19 protein-coding genes and 2 tRNA genes are annotated in these 18129 nt (G+C 30.2%); 20 read left to right on the top strand and 1 reads right to left on the bottom strand.

Annotation, left to right across the window (positions count from 1 at the left end):
* The first annotated feature begins 22 nt into the window (after positions 1-22).
* The 20 genes from Q0662_RS07500 (at position 23) to Q0662_RS07405 (ending at position 16423) form a co-directional block, all read left to right on the top strand.
* The gene (locus tag Q0662_RS07500; protein ID WP_298948360.1) at positions 23-445 is read left to right on the top strand and encodes a hypothetical protein; all 423 of its coding nucleotides are present in this window, start codon (positions 23-25) and stop codon (positions 443-445) included.
* Complete coding sequence (locus Q0662_RS07495; protein ID WP_298948359.1) at positions 432-722, top strand: TIGR03643 family protein; 291 nt, start codon at positions 432-434, stop codon at positions 720-722. The genes Q0662_RS07500 and Q0662_RS07495 overlap by 14 nt, the downstream gene beginning before the upstream one ends.
* Positions 723-780: 58 nt before the next feature.
* Entirely contained in the window at positions 781-1479 is a 699-nt protein-coding gene (gene folE / locus Q0662_RS07490) for a GTP cyclohydrolase I FolE (protein ID WP_298948358.1), read from the top strand.
* 3 nt (positions 1480-1482) lie between these two features.
* On the top strand, positions 1483-1707 hold the full coding sequence (locus Q0662_RS07485; RefSeq protein ID WP_298948357.1) for a hypothetical protein: 225 nt from the start codon (positions 1483-1485) through the stop codon (positions 1705-1707).
* Between the two features lie 79 nt (positions 1708-1786).
* Complete coding sequence (locus Q0662_RS07480) at positions 1787-2002, top strand: hypothetical protein (protein WP_298948356.1); 216 nt, start codon at positions 1787-1789, stop codon at positions 2000-2002.
* Between the two features lie 7 nt (positions 2003-2009).
* A complete protein-coding gene (locus Q0662_RS07475) occupies positions 2010-2693 on the top strand; it encodes an SDR family NAD(P)-dependent oxidoreductase (protein ID WP_298948355.1) in 684 nt (227 codons plus the stop codon).
* A gap of 4 nt (positions 2694-2697) precedes the next feature.
* Positions 2698-3171: a glutathione peroxidase gene (locus Q0662_RS07470; protein ID WP_298948354.1), complete on the top strand. Its 474-nt coding sequence runs from the start codon at positions 2698-2700 to the stop codon at positions 3169-3171.
* Positions 3172-3176: 5 nt separating this feature from the next.
* Positions 3177-3350 carry a Lacal_2735 family protein gene (locus Q0662_RS07465; protein ID WP_298948353.1) on the top strand — a complete coding sequence of 58 codons (174 nt, stop codon included), beginning with the start codon at positions 3177-3179 and terminating at the stop codon, positions 3348-3350.
* 1 nt (position 3351) lies between these two features.
* On the top strand, positions 3352-3813 hold the full coding sequence (locus Q0662_RS07460) for a TspO/MBR family protein (RefSeq protein WP_298948352.1): 462 nt from the start codon (positions 3352-3354) through the stop codon (positions 3811-3813).
* Positions 3814-3820: 7 nt separating this feature from the next.
* Positions 3821-4279 carry an SRPBCC family protein gene (locus Q0662_RS07455; protein WP_298948351.1) on the top strand — a complete coding sequence of 153 codons (459 nt, stop codon included), beginning with the start codon at positions 3821-3823 and terminating at the stop codon, positions 4277-4279.
* Between the two features lies 1 nt (position 4280).
* On the top strand, positions 4281-5585 hold the full coding sequence (locus Q0662_RS07450; protein WP_298948350.1) for a deoxyribodipyrimidine photo-lyase: 1305 nt from the start codon (positions 4281-4283) through the stop codon (positions 5583-5585).
* Positions 5586-5850: 265 nt separating this feature from the next.
* Positions 5851-5924: transfer RNA gene (locus Q0662_RS07445), tRNA-Thr, on the top strand.
* 62 nt (positions 5925-5986) lie between these two features.
* Positions 5987-6061, top strand: a tRNA-Pro gene (locus tag Q0662_RS07440).
* 559 nt (positions 6062-6620) lie between these two features.
* Positions 6621-7226 (top strand): uridine kinase, encoded by a 606-nt coding sequence (gene udk / locus Q0662_RS07435; protein ID WP_298948349.1) that lies wholly within the window; start codon positions 6621-6623, stop codon positions 7224-7226.
* Between the two features lie 2 nt (positions 7227-7228).
* Entirely contained in the window at positions 7229-7546 is a 318-nt protein-coding gene (locus Q0662_RS07430) for a septum formation initiator family protein (RefSeq protein ID WP_298948348.1), read from the top strand.
* On the top strand, positions 7546-8892 hold the full coding sequence (locus Q0662_RS07425; RefSeq protein WP_298948347.1) for a methylmalonyl-CoA mutase subunit beta: 1347 nt from the start codon (positions 7546-7548) through the stop codon (positions 8890-8892). The genes Q0662_RS07430 and Q0662_RS07425 overlap by 1 nt, the downstream gene beginning before the upstream one ends.
* Positions 8885-10948, top strand: a complete 2064-nt coding sequence (gene scpA, locus Q0662_RS07420; protein ID WP_298948346.1) for a methylmalonyl-CoA mutase — start codon at positions 8885-8887, stop codon at positions 10946-10948. Before Q0662_RS07425 ends, scpA begins: the two co-directional genes overlap by 8 nt.
* Positions 10949-10979: 31 nt before the next feature.
* Positions 10980-12347: an NAD-dependent succinate-semialdehyde dehydrogenase gene (locus Q0662_RS07415; protein ID WP_298948345.1), complete on the top strand. Its 1368-nt coding sequence runs from the start codon at positions 10980-10982 to the stop codon at positions 12345-12347.
* Positions 12348-12665: 318 nt separating this feature from the next.
* Positions 12666-15800: a cytochrome c biogenesis protein CcsA gene (ccsA, locus tag Q0662_RS07410; RefSeq protein WP_298948344.1), complete on the top strand. Its 3135-nt coding sequence runs from the start codon at positions 12666-12668 to the stop codon at positions 15798-15800.
* A 107-nt stretch (positions 15801-15907) separates the two neighbouring features.
* Positions 15908-16423 (top strand): DUF2892 domain-containing protein, encoded by a 516-nt coding sequence (locus tag Q0662_RS07405; protein WP_298948343.1) that lies wholly within the window; start codon positions 15908-15910, stop codon positions 16421-16423.
* A gap of 77 nt (positions 16424-16500) precedes the next feature.
* Here the strand turns inward: Q0662_RS07405 and Q0662_RS07400 are convergent, their stop codons facing one another.
* Complete coding sequence (locus tag Q0662_RS07400) at positions 16501-18129, bottom strand: LysM peptidoglycan-binding domain-containing protein (protein ID WP_298948342.1); 1629 nt, start codon at positions 18127-18129, stop codon at positions 16501-16503.

Here is an 18129-nt window from a genome sequence, read left to right as displayed (position 1 = left end):
TAATTTTATGTATCTTTGAGTGATGATATTTAATACCACACACAAAAACAAAGATGCTACAGCAACCATAAATGATATGGTTGGAGACGGTTACTCTTTTGTTAAATCTATAAAAATGGGTGGTACAGGTTCTAAAAGAATGATGATTGCTAGTGTAAGCCCTGGTTTTATAAAAGTAATAAACACCATTGCAGATATTAATTATGGCAACATAGAATTAAGAGAAAAAGGAATTTTAGTACACATTACAAAAGGTCTAAAAAACTTTAGTTGGGCCATTCCCTACTATCAACTGCACACTTATAAAACTGATGGTTTTAGTGTACATGCACAAGGTAACTTTGTAAGATTTCAAAACAATAAATTACTAAAAGAAAATAAAAAATTTATAGACAAATTAATCAACATAAAAATAGAATACGATAAACAATATGAATTCCATTAGCAGTAAAATACTTAGTGGTATATCAATTGATAGAATTATAGAAATGGCTTGGGAAGATAGAACAACTTTCGAGGCGATAGAATTTCAGTTTGGTCTCAAAGAGCAAGAAGTAATCAACTTAATGCGTAGAGAAATGAAACCAAAAAGCTTTAAAATGTGGCGAAAAAGAGTTCAAGGTAGAAAAACCAAGCATCAAAAATTAAGAACCTTTGCAAAAGGAAGGTTTAAATGTTCAAGACAAAAATCAATATCAAACAACTCTATAGCTAAAAGATAAAAACCGTGCTTTGATTTAAATGGGAGTTTTTAAAGACAGCACAATAAAAAGACAAAAAATGACAACAGACGTAGTATTAAAGGAAAAAGAGGTTTCAGAAAATTTAAATGGGTTCTCTATTGAAGAAGTGGGCGATGACCATCTTTTTACAGGATTAGAAACACCTATGAAACCAGATGCTTTTAAACTTTCTGACACACAAAAGAAAGAAAAAATTGCTTCACTATTTTCAGAAATAATGGATGTTATGGGCTTAGATTTAACAGACGATTCTTTAAAAGGAACTCCCCAAAGAGTTGCAAAAATGTATATAGAAGAAATTTTTTCTGGCTTAAACCCAGCTAACAAACCAAAAGTTGCCTTATTTGATAACAAATATCAATACAACCAGATGTTGGTAGAAAAAAATATTACATTTTATTCTAACTGCGAACATCATTTTGTACCAATTATAGGAAAAGCCCATGTTGCATATATCTCTTCTGGTAAAGTTATTGGTTTATCTAAATTAAATAGAATTGTACAATATTATGCTAAAAGACCTCAAGTGCAAGAAAGGTTAACCAACCAAATTGCAGAAGAACTAAAAGCAGTATTAAACACAGAAGATGTAGCCGTAATTATAGATGCAAAACACTTATGTGTTTCTTCTAGAGGTATTAAAGATGATACTTCATCTACCGTTACTTCTTTTTTTGGAGGACAATTTAATACTCCAGAAAAAATAGCAGAATTACAAAACACTTTAAATTACTAAGTTATGGATTTAATAAACAAAGCATTAGAATTTGAAACAAGAAAAATGAGGTTTCCTACAACCAGCGATAGAATTATGGCGGCTAGAGAAGCAAAATCTTTAATATTAAGCCTAAATGAGGTTTATAAGAAAAATAAAGATGATAAAATTATGGATATCATGAAAAGACTAACCGTAATTAAACAAAGAATAGAAAAACGCTTAAAAGGAAAACCGCTAACTGCGTAAATAATCAACATTTTTATTGCTTATCTAAGTTTTATAATTATATTACCAAAATTATTTAAAAATAGATTAAAGTATTAGAATGAATTTATTAGAAAGAGCAGTTGAGTTTGAGAATAGAAAATTCTCTTTTAAGACCACAAGTGATAGAATTTTAGCCTCTAGAGAAGTAAAAGCACTTATTTTAGAGTTAAATGAAGTATATAAACAAAATAAAGATCCAGAAATTATGGATCAAATGAAGCGTTTAACAGCTGTAAAGCAAAAAATTGAAAAACGCTTAAAAGGAAGACGATAAAAATAATATGGGCAATATAGTAGTAGTTGGAGGTAGTAAAGGAATAGGGCAAGCAATTGTAAATTCTTTAATAGAAAAAAACAAAATTTTTAACATTAGTAGAACTGCTCCTTTGCAATCTCACGCTAACTTAACGCACTATAATTGCGATATCCTTTCAGATGATTTACCAGATTTAGACGCCATAGATACTTTAATTTATTGCCCTGGCAGCATCAACTTAAAACCAATTTCTAGACTAAAATTAGACGATTTTAGAGACGATTTTGAAATTAATGTTGTTGGCGCAGTAAAAGCAATACAACATTACTTACCAAAAATAAAAAACGGTAAAAATCCATCTATCCTTTTATTTAGTACAGTAGCAACCAAATTAGGAATGCCTTTTCACGCAAGTGTTGCAGCAGCAAAATCGGGTGTAGAAGGTATTACCAAATCTTTAGGTGCAGAATTAGCACCAACAATTCGTGTAAATGCAATTGCACCCACAGTTACAAATACAGATTTGGCCGCTAAACTTTTAAGAAACGAACGTATGATAGAAAATATCACAGATCGTCATCCGCTTAAAAAGTTTTTAAAACCACAAGAAGTTGCAGATTTAGCAACATTTCTTATATCAGAAAAAGCAAACTCAATTTCAGGCCAAATTTTTGAATTAGACTGCGGAATTGTGAACTTCAAAATATAAAAAAATGACAAACATCTACGACATTAAAATCAATAGCTTACAAAATACAGCTATTGACCTATCTGAGTATAACAATAAATTTATTCTTTTTGTAAATGTGGCCTCTAAATGTGGCTTTACATCACAATACAAAAGCTTAGAAGAATTGTATAAAACCCATAAAGACAACCTTATAATTATTGGTTCTCCTTGCAATCAATTTGGTAGTCAAGAACCTGGCACTGCAGAAGATATAGAAGCTTTTTGTAAAGTAAATTTTGGCGTTACTTTTTTAATGACAGAAAAAATAGATGTAAAAGGTAACAATCAGCATGCACTTTATAAATGGTTAACAGATAAAAATTTAAATGGCACAAAAAGTTCTACTGTTAAATGGAATTTTCAAAAATACTTAGTATCTCCAGAAGGTAAATTGGTAGATTATTATTTTTCTATTACCAAACCAACCAGTGCTAAAATTACAAAACACTTAAAATAATTACAATGTTTGGTATATTTAAAAAGAAGACAGAAGAAGAAAAACTTCAAGAAAAATATAAGAAGCTAATGGAAGAAGCCTACAAGCTACAATCTATTAACAGAAGTGATAGCGATACAAAATATAAAGAAGCAGACGATATTTTAAAGAAAATAGAAGCTATACACGGCAAATCCTAAAATGAAACAACTCAAATTAACCTTGCTTTTTTTAGTAATAACCTTTGGTGGTTTGGCTATTGGTAGTTGGTTAATGGCAAATGGTCCTCTTTCAGTTTGGTACATCAATTTAAAAAAAGCACCTTGGACACCTCCAGGATTTGTTTTCGGTTTGGCTTGGTCTATCATTATGATTTGTTTCTCAATTTACTTAGGCAAACTTTTTTTAAAAGCAAACACACAAAAAAATAAGCTTATTTTTTTATTGCAATTTATTTTAAATGTTAGTTGGAATTTTATTGTTTTTAATCAGCACTTAATTTTATTAGGATTGATAAACATAACTTTATTAACCTCTCTCCTATTTTATTACTATTTTAAAGTATCTCATAAAGTAGAAAAATATAAATATTTATTACTCCCTTACATGATTTGGTTGTGTATTGCAACCTCTTTAAATCTATACATTTTAGTCTATAATTAATACAAATATGTACAAACTTCATAAAAAACAAAACGTTCCTATTTCTTTACAAGAAGCTTGGAATTTTTTAAAAAGCCCGAAAAATCTAGAGAAAATGACACCTAAAGAAATGGGGTTTAAAATTATTGATGGAGCAAATAAACCAACCTATGCTGGCCAATTAATTAGTTATGAAGTAACACCGCTACTTGGTATTAAAACCAAATGGGTTTCTAAAATCACACAGGTAGAACCTTTAAAATATTTTACAGACGAGCAATTATATGGGCCCTATGCTTTATGGCATCACACCCATTTTATTAAAGAAATTGACGGTGGTGTAGAAATGGAAGATTTAATATATTACAAAGTCCCCTTAGGTTTTATAGGTAGATTATTTCATCCTATTTTAGTAAAACCTCAATTAGAAAAAATATTTAAATTTAGAAGTGAAAAATTAATAGAACTCTTTGGAGAATACAAGTAAGATGAGTAAAAAGGTAAATATATTTTGGTTTAGAAGAGATTTAAGGTTAGATGATAATGTAGGTTTTTACAATGCTTTAAAAGGCGATTACCCTGTACTTCCTATTTTTATTTTTGATGAAGAAATACTCTCTAAATTACCAAAAAATGATGCTAGAGTCACTTTTATTTTTGACACATTGCAAAAAATGAGAAATACTTTGCTAGAAGAAAACCAAAGTAGTTTAGCAATGTATTATGGAAAACCAAAAGAAATTTATAAAAACCTTTTAAAAAAGTATGAAATTCAAACGGTTTTCACCAATAGAGATTATGAACCTTATGCTATTAAAAGAGATTATGAGATTAAAGAACTTTTAGAAGAAAATAACGTTGCTTTTACAACTTTTAAAGACCAGGTTATTTTCGAGAAAAACGAAGTTGTAAAAAAAGATGGCAAGCCATATGTAGTGTATACACCTTACATGAAAGTTTGGAAAGAGAAATTTAAAACCTATAATTTAGATATTTATTATACAAATTCCTATTTAAAAAATTTAATTAAACATACTCAATTACCCAACTTAACATTGTCTGACATAGGTTTCCAAAAAGCTAACCAAGAAATAGAACCTTATACAGTAACACCAACCTTAATACAACAGTATGAAGATACACGTAACTTTCCTGCAAAAGATACAACTTCTAAACTAGGACCTCACTTACGCTTTGGTACAGCAAGTATTAGAAAAATGATTACCAAAGCAATTGCAGAAAAAAACGAAATATTTTGGCAAGAATTAATTTGGCGAGAATTTTTTATGCAAATCTTATGGCATTTTCCAGAAACTTCAAAAAAATCTTTCAAGTCTAAATACGACCGAATTGAATGGAGAAACAATGAAGAAGAATTTAAAAAATGGTGTAATGGGCAAACAGGCTATCCTTTGGTAGATGCGGGCATGCGTCAACTAAACCAAACAGGTTTTATGCATAACAGAATTAGAATGTTAGTAGGTAGTTTTTTATGCAAACACTTATTAATAGATTGGAGATGGGGTGAAGCTTATTTTGCAGAAAAATTACACGATTACGAAATGGCAAGTAATGTAGGTAATTGGCAATGGGTTGCTGGTTCTGGTGTAGATGCAGCTCCTTATTTCCGAATTTTTAACCCAACTACACAAATAAAAAAATTTGATAAAGATTTAGAATACATAAAAAAATGGGTTCCAGAATTTCAAGAACTCACCTACACAAAAGAAATGGTAGACCATAAAGAAGCTAGAGAACGTTGTTTAAAAACGTACAAAGAAGCCTTGAATTAATATTTTAAACAATCGTTTTTTAAGTAAAATAAGCTTTGATATGCCATTTAAAAGCAGCAGAAAACAACAAATAGATAAAACTATCGTTTTTATAGTGTAGGATAGAAAAATTGTGAATTCAATTTTTTTCTATGCTATGTAAATTATTATTTTTTTCTTGATAAAAGCTTCAATAAAAATTGAAGCTTTTTTTTATGAAAATAACTTAAAAATAGTTTGCCAGTTTTTATATTTTATATTTTATTTGCGCTTGTAAATTTTAAAAGCCGATGTAGCTCAGCTGGCTAGAGCAGCTGATTTGTAATCAGCAGGTCGTGGGTTCGAGTCCCTCCATCGGCTCTTCTATTTAAAAGTCTCAAACAATATTTTTTGAGACTTTTTTTGTATTTTAGCAAAGTATTCGGGATGTAGCTTAGTCCGGTTAAAGTGCTGGTCTGGGGGACCAGAGATCGGAGGTTCGAATCCTCTCATCCCGACTTTTTCTTTCAATAAAAACACCTACTTTATTGATAACCTTATCATCTTTTAAATGATCGTCTCTTAATAACAATTAGCTTCATAAATTAAAATGTTTATTGATTAGAAAGTGGTTCTTAGAGCACTAAAGTGACATTTATGATTTCTAAAAATACAAACTCTGTTTTATAGACAAGAAATCAAACATTGTGTTAGAAATTAATCAAAAAACAACAATTAAAAGGATGCGCTAAATGCAAAAATCCCTATCTGAATTAACCTAATTAAGTACAGCAATACAAACAATAAAGAAAAAACGAGATGGATTTATAAACAACATACATAAGGTTACAGAAATTACTAAAGATTATAAAACTTAGTAAAAAAATTAATATTAACAACCCCATAACTAAAAAAGTGTATAAAGTTTTATAAGAAGACCTTACTTTTTTAATACTTTTAACAATTGAATTACACATAAAGTTGACTCTGAAAAAAGAACCTGAATAAACCTTATTTTTATATTTTTGTAATATCTTTACTTTAACAAGTTAATTTTTATCAAAATTATAATTTTATATGCTAATTATTGGAATTGCAGGTGGTACAGGAAGTGGAAAAACAACTGTTGTAAATCAGATTATTAAACAATTACCAACAGATGAAGTTTGTGTAATTTCACAAGACTCATACTACAAGGCAACAGACAATTTATCTTTTGAAGAAAGAACTAAAATAAATTTTGATCATCCAAGAGCTATCGATTTCGAGTTAATTATAAAACACTTAAAAGCATTAAAATCTGGTAAAACAATCAAGCAACCGGTGTATTCTTTTGTACAACACAATAGAACCAAAGACACTGTTAAAACGCATCCACGAAAAGTGGTTATTGTAGAAGGTATTTTAATTTTTAATAACAGCGATTTAAGAGATTTGTTTGATATTAAAATATTTGTACATGCAGAAACAGATGAACGTTTGATAAGAAGATTAAAAAGAGATATTACAGAAAGAGGCAGAGATATAGACGAAGTTTTAAATCGTTACCAAACTACTTTAAAACCTATGCATCAGCAATTTATAGAGCCTACCAAAAATTTTGCAGATTTAATTATACCCAATGATAGGTTTAATAATGTGGCTATAGATATTGTAAGAACCGTAATAAACGAGCGTTTGTAAACATGACTTTTAAAGATCTAAAAAATAAAAAATCCTATAAAATTCTTACAAATGTTTTTGTAATAATTTTTATTCCGTTTTTAATATGGATGTTGTTTTTTGATGAAAACTCTTATTTAGTTCATAGAAAATTTGATGCAGAAATAGATGATTTAGAAAAAACAATTTCTTTTTATAAAAAGAAAATTGCAACAGATAAAGCAACCATAAAAAAACTAAAAGATTCTTTACAGTTAGAGCGTTTTGCAAGAGAAAAATATCTCATGAAAAAAGAAAACGAAGAGATATACATCATAGAATTTGATACCATTAAAAAGTAATGACAAAATTTCTGTTTAACGAATTTGAAGGAACATCACCAGAAGCTTGGAAACAAAAAATTCAAGTAGATTTAAAAGGTGCTGATTATAATAAAACTTTACTTTGGCAGACCAATGAAGGTTTTAACATAAGACCTTTTTATACAAAACAAGATGGTACAAATACTAAGATAAATTTACCAAAAAAAGGATTTAAAATTTGTCAAACTATTTTTATAGACGATGTAAAAATTGCAAATTCTTTGGCAGTAGACGCATTAAAAAGAGGTGCAAATGCCATTCAGTTTAAGGCTTCAAAACCTTTTGATCCAAAGAATCTACTCAAAAATTTTCCTGGAGATACACCTATTTATTTTCAACTTAGCTTTTTAGATTCCAATTTTAAAACTAAACTTGCTAAATTTTGCCATGCTACAAATACATATATTCAAACAGATATTATAGGTAATTTAGCAGCTACTGGTAATTGGTTTTTTAACTTAAAAGAAGACTACAATCAACTAGAAAAAGTAATTTCAGCTTCCAATAATTGTATTTCCGTTTCAGGAGAATTATATCAAAATGCAGGTGCAAACATTTCTCAACAATTAGCATATACATTAGCACATGCCAATGAATATTTAAATCAGTTTGGTGCAAATGTAGCAGATAAAATAAGTTTCAATTTTGCTGTAAGCAGTAATTACTTTTTTGAAATTGCAAAAATTAGGGCATTCCGAATTTTATGGGAATCACTTTTAAAGGAATATGGCGTAGAAAACAAAGAAGCACATATTTTTACCCAACCAAGTTTACGAAACAAAACTTTATATGACTACAATGTAAATATGCTACGTACCACTTCTGAATGTATGAGTGCAATTTTGGGTGGCTCTAATACTGTTGCGAACGTTGCTTATGATGAAATTTATCATAAATCAAATGAGTTTGGGGCCAGGATTTCTAGAAATCAATTATTAATTCTGCAACAAGAAAGTAATTTACAAGAAGCTCAAAATTTTGCAGATGGCACTTATTATATTGAGTCTATTACAAATCAATTAGCAGAAAAAGCCCTAGATATTTTTAAACAAATAGAAAAATCGGGCGGCTTTTTAAAGCAATTAAAAGCGGGAATTATTCAGAAAAAAATTACTGAAAATGCTCTAAAAGAAGAAGAAAAATTCAACAATAAAGAAACCATTTTATTAGGCTCTAATCTACAAATAAATAAAGCTGATAAAATGAAACAAGATTTAGAATTGTATCCTTTTGTAAAGCAAAGAAATATAAAAACATTAATTGCCCCCATCATCAGAAAACGTCTTTCTGAGAATTTAGAAAAAGAAAGATTAGACCATGAGTAGAAAAGATATTTCTAACATAAAGTTGGCAACTAGCCAAAAACGAAAAGCGACAAGAAAAAAACACGAAGATTTTGTAGCCGGAATTGCCCCAAATTTAAGAGGGCCATACAGCACTATGTATGTTAGAAGACCTTGGACAATTAGGCAATATGCAGGTTTTTCTACTGCAGAAGAAAGCAATGCTTTTTATAGAAGAAATTTAAAAGCTGGTCAAAAAGGTTTATCTGTTGCTTTCGATTTAGCTACCCATAGAGGGTACGATTCTGACCACATACGGGTACAAGGAGATGTTGGTAAAGCAGGTGTTGCTATAGATTCTGTAGAGGATATGAAAATTTTATTCGACCAAATTCCTTTGGATAAAATGTCTGTCTCTATGACCATGAATGGAGCTGTATTACCCATTTTGGCTTTTTATATTGTAGCTGCTGAAGAACAAGGTGTGCCACCAAATTTATTATCTGGAACCATACAAAACGATATTTTAAAGGAGTTTATGGTGCGTAATACCTATATCTATCCTCCTGCTCCTTCCATGAAAATTATTGCCGATATTTTTGAATATACAAGCAAAAATATGCCAAAATTCAATTCGATTTCTATTTCTGGCTACCACATGCAAGAAGCAGGTGCCACAGCAGAAATTGAATTGGCTTATACCTTAGCAGACGGATTGGAATACATCAAAAAAGGGTTAGAAGCAGGTATGGATATCGATTCTTTTGCTCCAAGATTATCTTTCTTTTGGGCCATTGGCATGGATCATTTTACGGAAATTGCTAAATTAAGAGCGGCAAGAATGTTGTGGGCTAAAATTGTAAAACAATTCAATCCTAAAAACCCAAAATCTTTAGCTTTAAGAACCCATTGCCAAACAAGTGGGTGGTCTTTAACAGCACAAGATCCGTTTAACAACGTTGCCAGAACAACTATAGAAGCAATGGCTGCTGCTTTTGGTGGTACCCAAAGTTTGCATACAAATGCCTTAGATGAAGCCATTGCATTGCCTACCGATTTTTCTGCAAGAATTGCCAGAAACACACAAATTTATTTACAAGAAGAAACCTATATTACCAAAACAGTAGATCCATGGGCTGGTAGCTATTATGTAGAGCAACTTACAGAAGATATTGCCAACAAAGCCTGGCAATTGATGGACGAAGTAAAAGAATTGGGGGGCATGACCAAAGCAATCGAAAAGGGAATACCGAAAATGAGAATTGAGGAAGCAGCTGCAAAAAAACAGGCAAAAATAGATAGTGGACAAGATGTAATTGTAGGTGTCAATAAATATCAACTAGAAAAAGAAGACCCCTTACATATTTTAGAGGTTGATAATGAGTCTGTAAGAAAATCTCAAATAAAAAGATTAGAAAACTTAAAAGCGACAAGAAATGCTAAAAATGTTGCAAAATCTTTAGAGGCTTTAACAAATGCTGCAAAATCTGGTAACGAAAATTTATTAGAATTGGCTGTAAATGCTGCTAGAAACAGCGCAACTTTAGGAGAAATTTCTGATGCTTTAGAAACCGTATTTGGCAGGCATAAAGCAGTTCATAAAACAATATCTGGTGTGTATAGTAAAGAAATAAAAGAAGACAAGCTCTTTCAAAAAGCAAAAGATTTAGCAGATAAATTTGCAGAATTAGAAGGTAGACGCCCAAGAATAATGATTGCAAAATTAGGGCAAGATGGACATGACAGAGGTGCAAAAGTAGTTGCCACTGGTTATGCAGATTTAGGTTTTGATGTAGATATTGGACCACTTTTTCAAACACCACAAGAAGCTACAAAACAAGCTGTAGAAAATGATGTGCATATTTTAGGAATCTCATCTTTAGCTGCTGGCCATAAAACCTTAGTACCGCAAGTTATTGCAGAACTAAAAAAACACGAACGTGAAGACATTATGGTAATTGTTGGTGGTGTAATACCTGCGCAAGATTACCAATATTTATTCGATGCTGGTGCAGTTGGTATTTTTGGCCCAGGAACAAAAATTGCAGAGGCTGCTATAGAGCTGCTTACTATTTTAATTGATAGTGTTGTGGAATAATTTAGATGGTTTCTTAACTTTAAAATAAATTATGAAAACAATACACTCTATAAATCCTGCCACTGAAGAAAAAATTGATTCTTATGATAGAATTTCTGAAGAAATAGCTAAAGAAAAAATTGAAGTTGCCCAAAAAGCATACCTAAAATGGAAAAGCACAAGCTTTGAAGTACGTTCTAAATTGATGCGAAATTTAGCAGATATTTTTGATGATAAAAAAGAAGAATATGCCCAATTAGCCACTAAAGAAATGGGTAAAATCATAAAACAATCTAGAGGCGAAATAGAAAAATGTGCAAAGATATGTAGATATTATGCAGATAATATTCAAGATTTATTAGCAGATGAAACTATACAAACAGAAGCTAAAAAAAGTTATGTTACATTTCAACCCTTAGGTGTTACCTTAGCAGTAATGCCTTGGAATTTCCCTTTTTATCAAGTAATTAGATTTGCTATACCCGCAATTATGACTGGTAACACAGTAGTTTTAAAACACGCATCTAGTGTACAAGGTTGTGCTTTTGCTTTAGAAAATGCTTTTGAAAAAGCAGGGTGTCCAAAGGGGGTTTTCAGCAATCTAAATTTAGAATCAAAAGATATAAAAAATGTTATTGAAAATAAAAACATTATTGCAGTTTCTTTAACTGGCAGTGAATCTGCAGGACGTTCTATTGCTAAAATAGCAGGAGAGAATTTAAAGAAAACGGTTTTAGAATTAGGAGGTAGTGACGCTTATCTATTTTTAGAAGACATCGATATAGAAAATGCTACAGATATTGCTACTTTTGGTAGACTCCAAAATAATGGACAAACCTGTATCGCTGCAAAAAGGTTTATTGTGTTGGCAGAAATTTATGATGATTTCTTAACACTTTTCACTAAAAAAATGGGTGAAAAGAAAATGGGAGACCCCACTAATGAAGATGTATTTTACGGGCCAATGGCGCGTTTAGATTTAAGAGACGAAATCCACCAACAAGTTAAAAAAACGATTGAACAAGGAGCTAAATTGGTTTTAGGAGGAAAAATCCCAGAAAGAAAAGGAGCTTATTATCCAGCAACTATTTTAACAAATGTAAAACCAGGTATGACAGCTTTTGACGAAGAACTTTTTGGACCAGTAGCTGCTGTTATAAAAGCCAAAGACGAAAAACATGCCATAGAGCTAGCCAATAATTCTAATTTTGGTTTGGGTGCTGGAGTTTTTACCAAAGATTTAAAAAAGGGAGAAAAAATTGCTCTACAATTAGAAGCTGGAAATAGTTTTGTAAACAAATTAGTAGTTTCTGATCCAAGATTACCTTTTGGAGGAATCAAAAATAGTGGTTATGGAAGAGAGCTTTCATATTACGGAATTAGAGAGTTTGTAAATACAAAAACAATTTGGATCGAATAATTTTACATAAAAAAGTATCTAATTGCTCTCTATCTTTTACTAAAACCTTTATTTCTTCTAACATTAAATAATCTCTTTTATTTGGTTTTTGTAAGTTTCAAAAATATCTTGAACAATATCTATATTAGAAAACTCCCTCTCTGAAATCTTAAATTTTGGACTTATGAACATCAAAAAATTTTTATTTTTTTTTGTTTTAGACATATATTATTTTTTAAATTTTATGAGTTTTTAACACTTAAATATACATCAATCTAGATGCTTTTTTGTGCTTTTATGCTTAAATTTGTAACTCGTTAAAAAAGCATTTCAAAAAGGATGAAAAACTTATTCAATTTCCTATATTCTACACGTTTAATGGCCGTTTTATTTATCGTTTTCGCAACAGCAATGGGAGTTGCTACTTTTATAGAAAACGATTACGGCACACAAACTTCTAAAGCATTAATTTATAATGCATGGTGGTTTGAAGCAATTATGGCGCTTTTTATCATCAATTTTTTTGGTAACATTTTTAGATACAGATTGTATAAAAAAGAAAAATGGGCAGTATTACTTTTTCATAGTGCCTTTTTATTAATATTAGTTGGTGCAGGTATTACACGTTATGTGGGTTACGAAGGTATTATGCTGATTGAAGAAGGTGAAACTACCAACAAATTTTTATCGGAAACTACCTATGTAAATGTGGTTGTAGATAATAACGAAATTCAAAAAACCAGCAATCAGCCCATTTTATTATCTGCTTGGGGTAGCAATACTTGGTCTTATCAAGATGATTTTAAAGGAACAAATTATAAAGTAGATTTAGTTGATTACATCCCTTGGGCAGAAAAAAAGTTTATTGAAGATGAAAATGGTGTAGAGCATTTATTTTTTGTAGAATCTTCTGAAGGTTCACGTCATGAACATTGGATTAAAAAAGGAACAATTCAGAATATTCATGGAGTTTTGGTTGGTTTTGAGGCAGAAAATGACAATGCGTCTTTAAACTTTTCTAATAAAAATGGTGCCTTAACTATGATTTCTAAAACTGATGGAGATTGGTTTAGAATGGCAGACCAAAAACGAGGAACAGTAGCTAAAGATTCAATACAAGAGTTTCAATACTTAACCTTACACAATATCGGTAAATTACAATTTGTAATTCCGAAACCAGCCGAAAAGGGAATTATGAAAACCATTCGTGGCCCTAAAAGTGATACGGCAAAAGATATGATTGTTTTAGATGTTACTGCCAATAAACAAACAAAAAGAGTGGAGTTAACTGGAGGAAAATTTAATACAGAAGGCGCTAAAAACTTTGCCTTGGGAGGTTTAAATTTTAGACTTTTATATGGTGCTAAAATATTAGAAACGCCTTTTTCGATTAAATTGAATGATTTTCAGCTAGAGAAATATCCAGGTTCTGAAAGTGCAGCTGCTTATGCAAGTGAAATAACAGTTATAGACCCAGAAGAAACTTTTGATTATCGAATTTACATGAATCATATTTTAGATCATAGAGGTTACAAATTCTTTCAGGCAAGTTATGATTTATCTGGAGAAAGAGAAGAAACGCATTTATCTGTAAATCATGATTTTTTAGGAACTTTTGTTACCTATTTAGGATACTCGCTACTTTACACAGGTTTAATATGTATTCTTTTTGCGAAAAATACTCGTTTTGATGATTTAAAGAAAAGCTTAACAAAAATCAGAAAAAAGAAACAAAAACTATCTGTAATTGCAGCTTTGTTTTTATCAACATTTGCTTATACACAGCATACAGAAAACCATAGACCTAAAAGGATTACCAATCAACAAATAGATTCTATTTTAAAAGCCAACATTGTAGACAAAACCCATGCAGAAAGCTTTAGTAAGTTAGTAATACAAGATGCAAATGGTAGAATGAAACCTGCACACACTTTTGCCTCTGAATTGGTAAGAAAGGTGAGTAAAACAGAAAACTTTAAAGGCATGGAACCTAGTCAAGTTTTACTTTCTATTGTAGAAAATTCTAGACTTTGGTTTGAAGTTCCTGTGATTTATTTAGAAAAAGGAAACACACAAATTAGAGAGCTAATTGGTGTTGCAGATACTACAAAACGTGCCAGTTTAATGGATTTTATTTCTGATAAAGGCACCTACAAAATTGCAGAAAGAGTTGCAGAAGCTCAAAAGAAAAAAGTTAGAAATAAATTTGAGAAAGATTTAATAAACATAGACAAAAGAGTTGGTTTGTTAAACACTGCCATTGGTGGTGGTATTTTAAGAATATATCCGATTCCAAATCATGAAAATAATAAATGGATTTCTCATTTAGAATTATCGTCAACCAAAGGTTTAATTGGTAACGATTCTGTGTATGTACCAAAATTGTTACCACTGTACGTTCAGTTATTACAAAGCGCGAAAAAAACAAACAACTACGAAAAAGCAGACCAAGTTTTAGATGGTATTAAAAATTATCAGAAAAAATATGGTGCAGCTATTTATCCAACAGATAAAAAAATAGAACTAGAAATTTCTTATAATAAAATACAACCCTTTCAAAAATTAGCATCTTACTATGGTTTTGCAAGTTTGCTTTTACTAATTTTTGTGATTTGGCAAATTTTTGTTTCTAAAAAATGGGTAAATAACACCGTAAAAGTTTTAACTGTGGGTGTTGTTATCCTCTTTATTATACATACTTTAAGTTTAATTGCAAGATGGTACATAAGTGGTTATGCACCATGGAGTAATGCTTACGAATCTATTATTTTTGTAGCTTGGGCAACCATGTTGTTTGGCCTATTTATGGGACGAAAATCTGCTCTAACCATTACTGCAACTGCATTTTTAGTAGCAATTACTTTAGGTTTTGCGCATCAAAATTGGTTAGATCCAGCAATTGCCAACTTACAACCTGTTTTAAATTCTTGGTGGCTTTTAGTGCACACGTCTATTATTGTTGCAAGTTATGGCCCACTTTCTTTAGGAATGATTTTAGGAATTGTATCGCTCTTTTTAATACTTTTTACAACTGAAAATAATAAAAAGAGAATGGATTTAAACATGAAAGAAATTACTGTAATTAACGAAATGGCAATTACTGTAGGTTTAATAATGCTTACCATTGGTAACTTTTTAGGTGGTATGTGGGCCAATGAAAGTTGGGGTCGTTATTGGGGTTGGGATCCAAAAGAAACTTGGGCACTAATTTCTATTATGGTGTACGCTTTTGTATTACACATGCGTTTGATTCCTGGTTTACGAGGCAGATTTACTTTTAATTTATGGTCTATAATTGCTTATGCTTCTATTATGATGACCTATTTTGGTGTTAATTTCTATTTATCTGGATTGCATTCTTATGCTAGTGGAGACAAAGTAATTACACCAACTTCCGTATTTTATTCAATAGGTTTTGTTGCTATTTTAGGTAGTTTTTCTTACATAAAATACAAAAAGTATTATAAAAAGTAGTATTAAAAGCTTTCTATTTCATTTTAAATTTAGAGTGATGTAGCTATGATTATTGAGAAGAAAATGTATTTTTGCACAATATTAAAATACTAAAAATAAAAACCAATATGTTTCATAAAAATATAAAATTAATAATTGCAGGTTTAATAACTGCTTGGGCTATTTACCAATTTAGCCAAGCTAATATCATGAATGGTATTTCTATTTTGTTATTGGCAGGAATTTTTGTATTATTTTACTTTAAAAACGAATTTATTTTACTGGCCTTTTTACAATTACGTAAGCAAAACTTTGAAGGCACAAAAAAATGGTTAGGTTATATTAAAAACCCTGAGGCTGCTTTAATAACAAAGCAACAAGGTTACTTCAACTATTTACATGGTATTATGCTAAGCCAAACTAACATTACACAGTCAGAAAAGTTTTTACGTAAAGCTGTAAAATTAGGTTTGTCTATGGATCATGATTTAGCAATGGCAAAATTACAATTGGCTGGTATTGCAATGACCAAAAGACGTAAACGTGAAGCTACTAATTTAATGGCAGAGGCTAAAAAATTAGACAAACATGGTATGTTAAAAGAGCAAATGCAAATGATGAAACAACAGATGAAAAAAATCTAGGTTTCATTCATTTTTCTTTATAAAAAAAATCCGTTGAAAATTTCAACGGATTTTTTTATATTTTAAACACTTGAAACTTACTTAATTCTTGTCAAGGTTAAATCCTCATTGTATTTTACAATATACAAACCTTTGTTTTCTGGGGTTTTAAAAAGTTTATCTGTATAATCAAACTTATTTTCTACTCTATAGGAATAACCTTCATCAAAAGTAGATTTTAAACTATTACCTGAGGCTAAACGCATTAAAACATCATAAGTTACATCAAAACCTCTGGTTGCATAATAAGACGGTAATACATGGTTTTTCTTTAAATAAGCCTTGTGAAACATACTACTTCTAAAAGAGTCATCTCTAGTATACTCATTACTAACATAAGTAAAGTTTAGTTGCGCTAATTTTGAGTTGTCAATTTTATTGAATGCGCTAATTTTATCAAACGTAAAAACAGAAGCGGTAACTTCATCTGGCAAACTAATTAGACTGTTAATAGCACTTGCTACAATTACATTATCGTCTGTGGTTAGCACCACAATGTTTTTCATATTCGGCTTTAAAACCTCTGTGAATTTTTCTTTTTTAATATACCCATTTTCTGGTATAATTTTAATAATGGTATCTATAGAATCTTTTTTAGATAAGGCATTTGTAATTTGTTTTGCATTAAAATCAGATTCAGCTTTTCCATCTCCCACAATAATAATATTACCATCTGTAACAGATTCATCTAAATAATTTAAAAGTGTTTCTCTAAATAATCTTTTATTGGGCGCTGTTTTGACAATTAATTTAGAATTAAAATTATTTTGTTTTTTAGAATAAACAGGAAAAACTACTGGTGTTTCTACTTTTTCTGCTATATAAACAACTTCTTCCGAATATAAAGGGCCTATAAGAACATCATTTTCATTTAAATCTTCTGTAGCAATTATAGCTTTAATTTTTGTACTGTTTCTACCTGTATCGTAAACTTTTAAATCTATCTGTACCCCCTGTTTTCTTAGGGAGTCTATAGCTAATGCTGCCCCTAAATACAAATCGGTTACTATGGTAGCCAATTTACTTTTACCAAAAATTTCTTGAGCACTTAAAGTATCTAATTCTTCTGCTCTAAAAGGCAATAATATTGCTGCTTTTATAACAACATCTTTTGCTATATGATCTTCGTAAATTAAATCTTCTTCATCAAAAACCTCTTCTAAAGGCATTATTTTTATAATCTGCCCTAGTTTTAAGCCTTCTGATAAAATTGGATTTAAAGTAAGTAAATCTTCTTGGGTTACATTATAGAATCTAGTTAAGCTAAAAAAAGTATCTCCTTTTTTTACTTCGTGAATTTTATATTCTTTTTCTAAAGTTGCTATTAAAAGTTGTTTTTCTTTTTCTTTGCTAGTAACCACTGTATTTTTAATAGTATCTTTTGGCTGCTTTATGTTTTTTTTAGTGTTTAATTCTATATTTTTTGTATTGTTTTGTGCCGTCTTTATTTCTTTATTAGGAATAATAATTATAGTATTAGCACCTGGTTTTCTACTAACATCTGGGTTTAAGCGAAGTAAATCTTTCGTTTTCATATCCAATTTATTGGCTATAACACGCATGGTTTCTCCTTCTTTAACCTTATACTCTATGTATTTTTTTTGCTGTCCGCAAGAAACAGTAAATGTTAGGATACACAGAAAAACAAAAAATGTAAGATGTTTCAT

Source organism: uncultured Polaribacter sp. (assembly GCF_947503855.1).
In the GTDB taxonomy this organism is placed as follows: Bacteria; Bacteroidota; Bacteroidia; order Flavobacteriales; family Flavobacteriaceae; genus Polaribacter.
The sequence above is the reverse complement of the archived record's forward strand: the minus strand, read 5'-3'. Positions and strand labels throughout refer to the sequence as shown.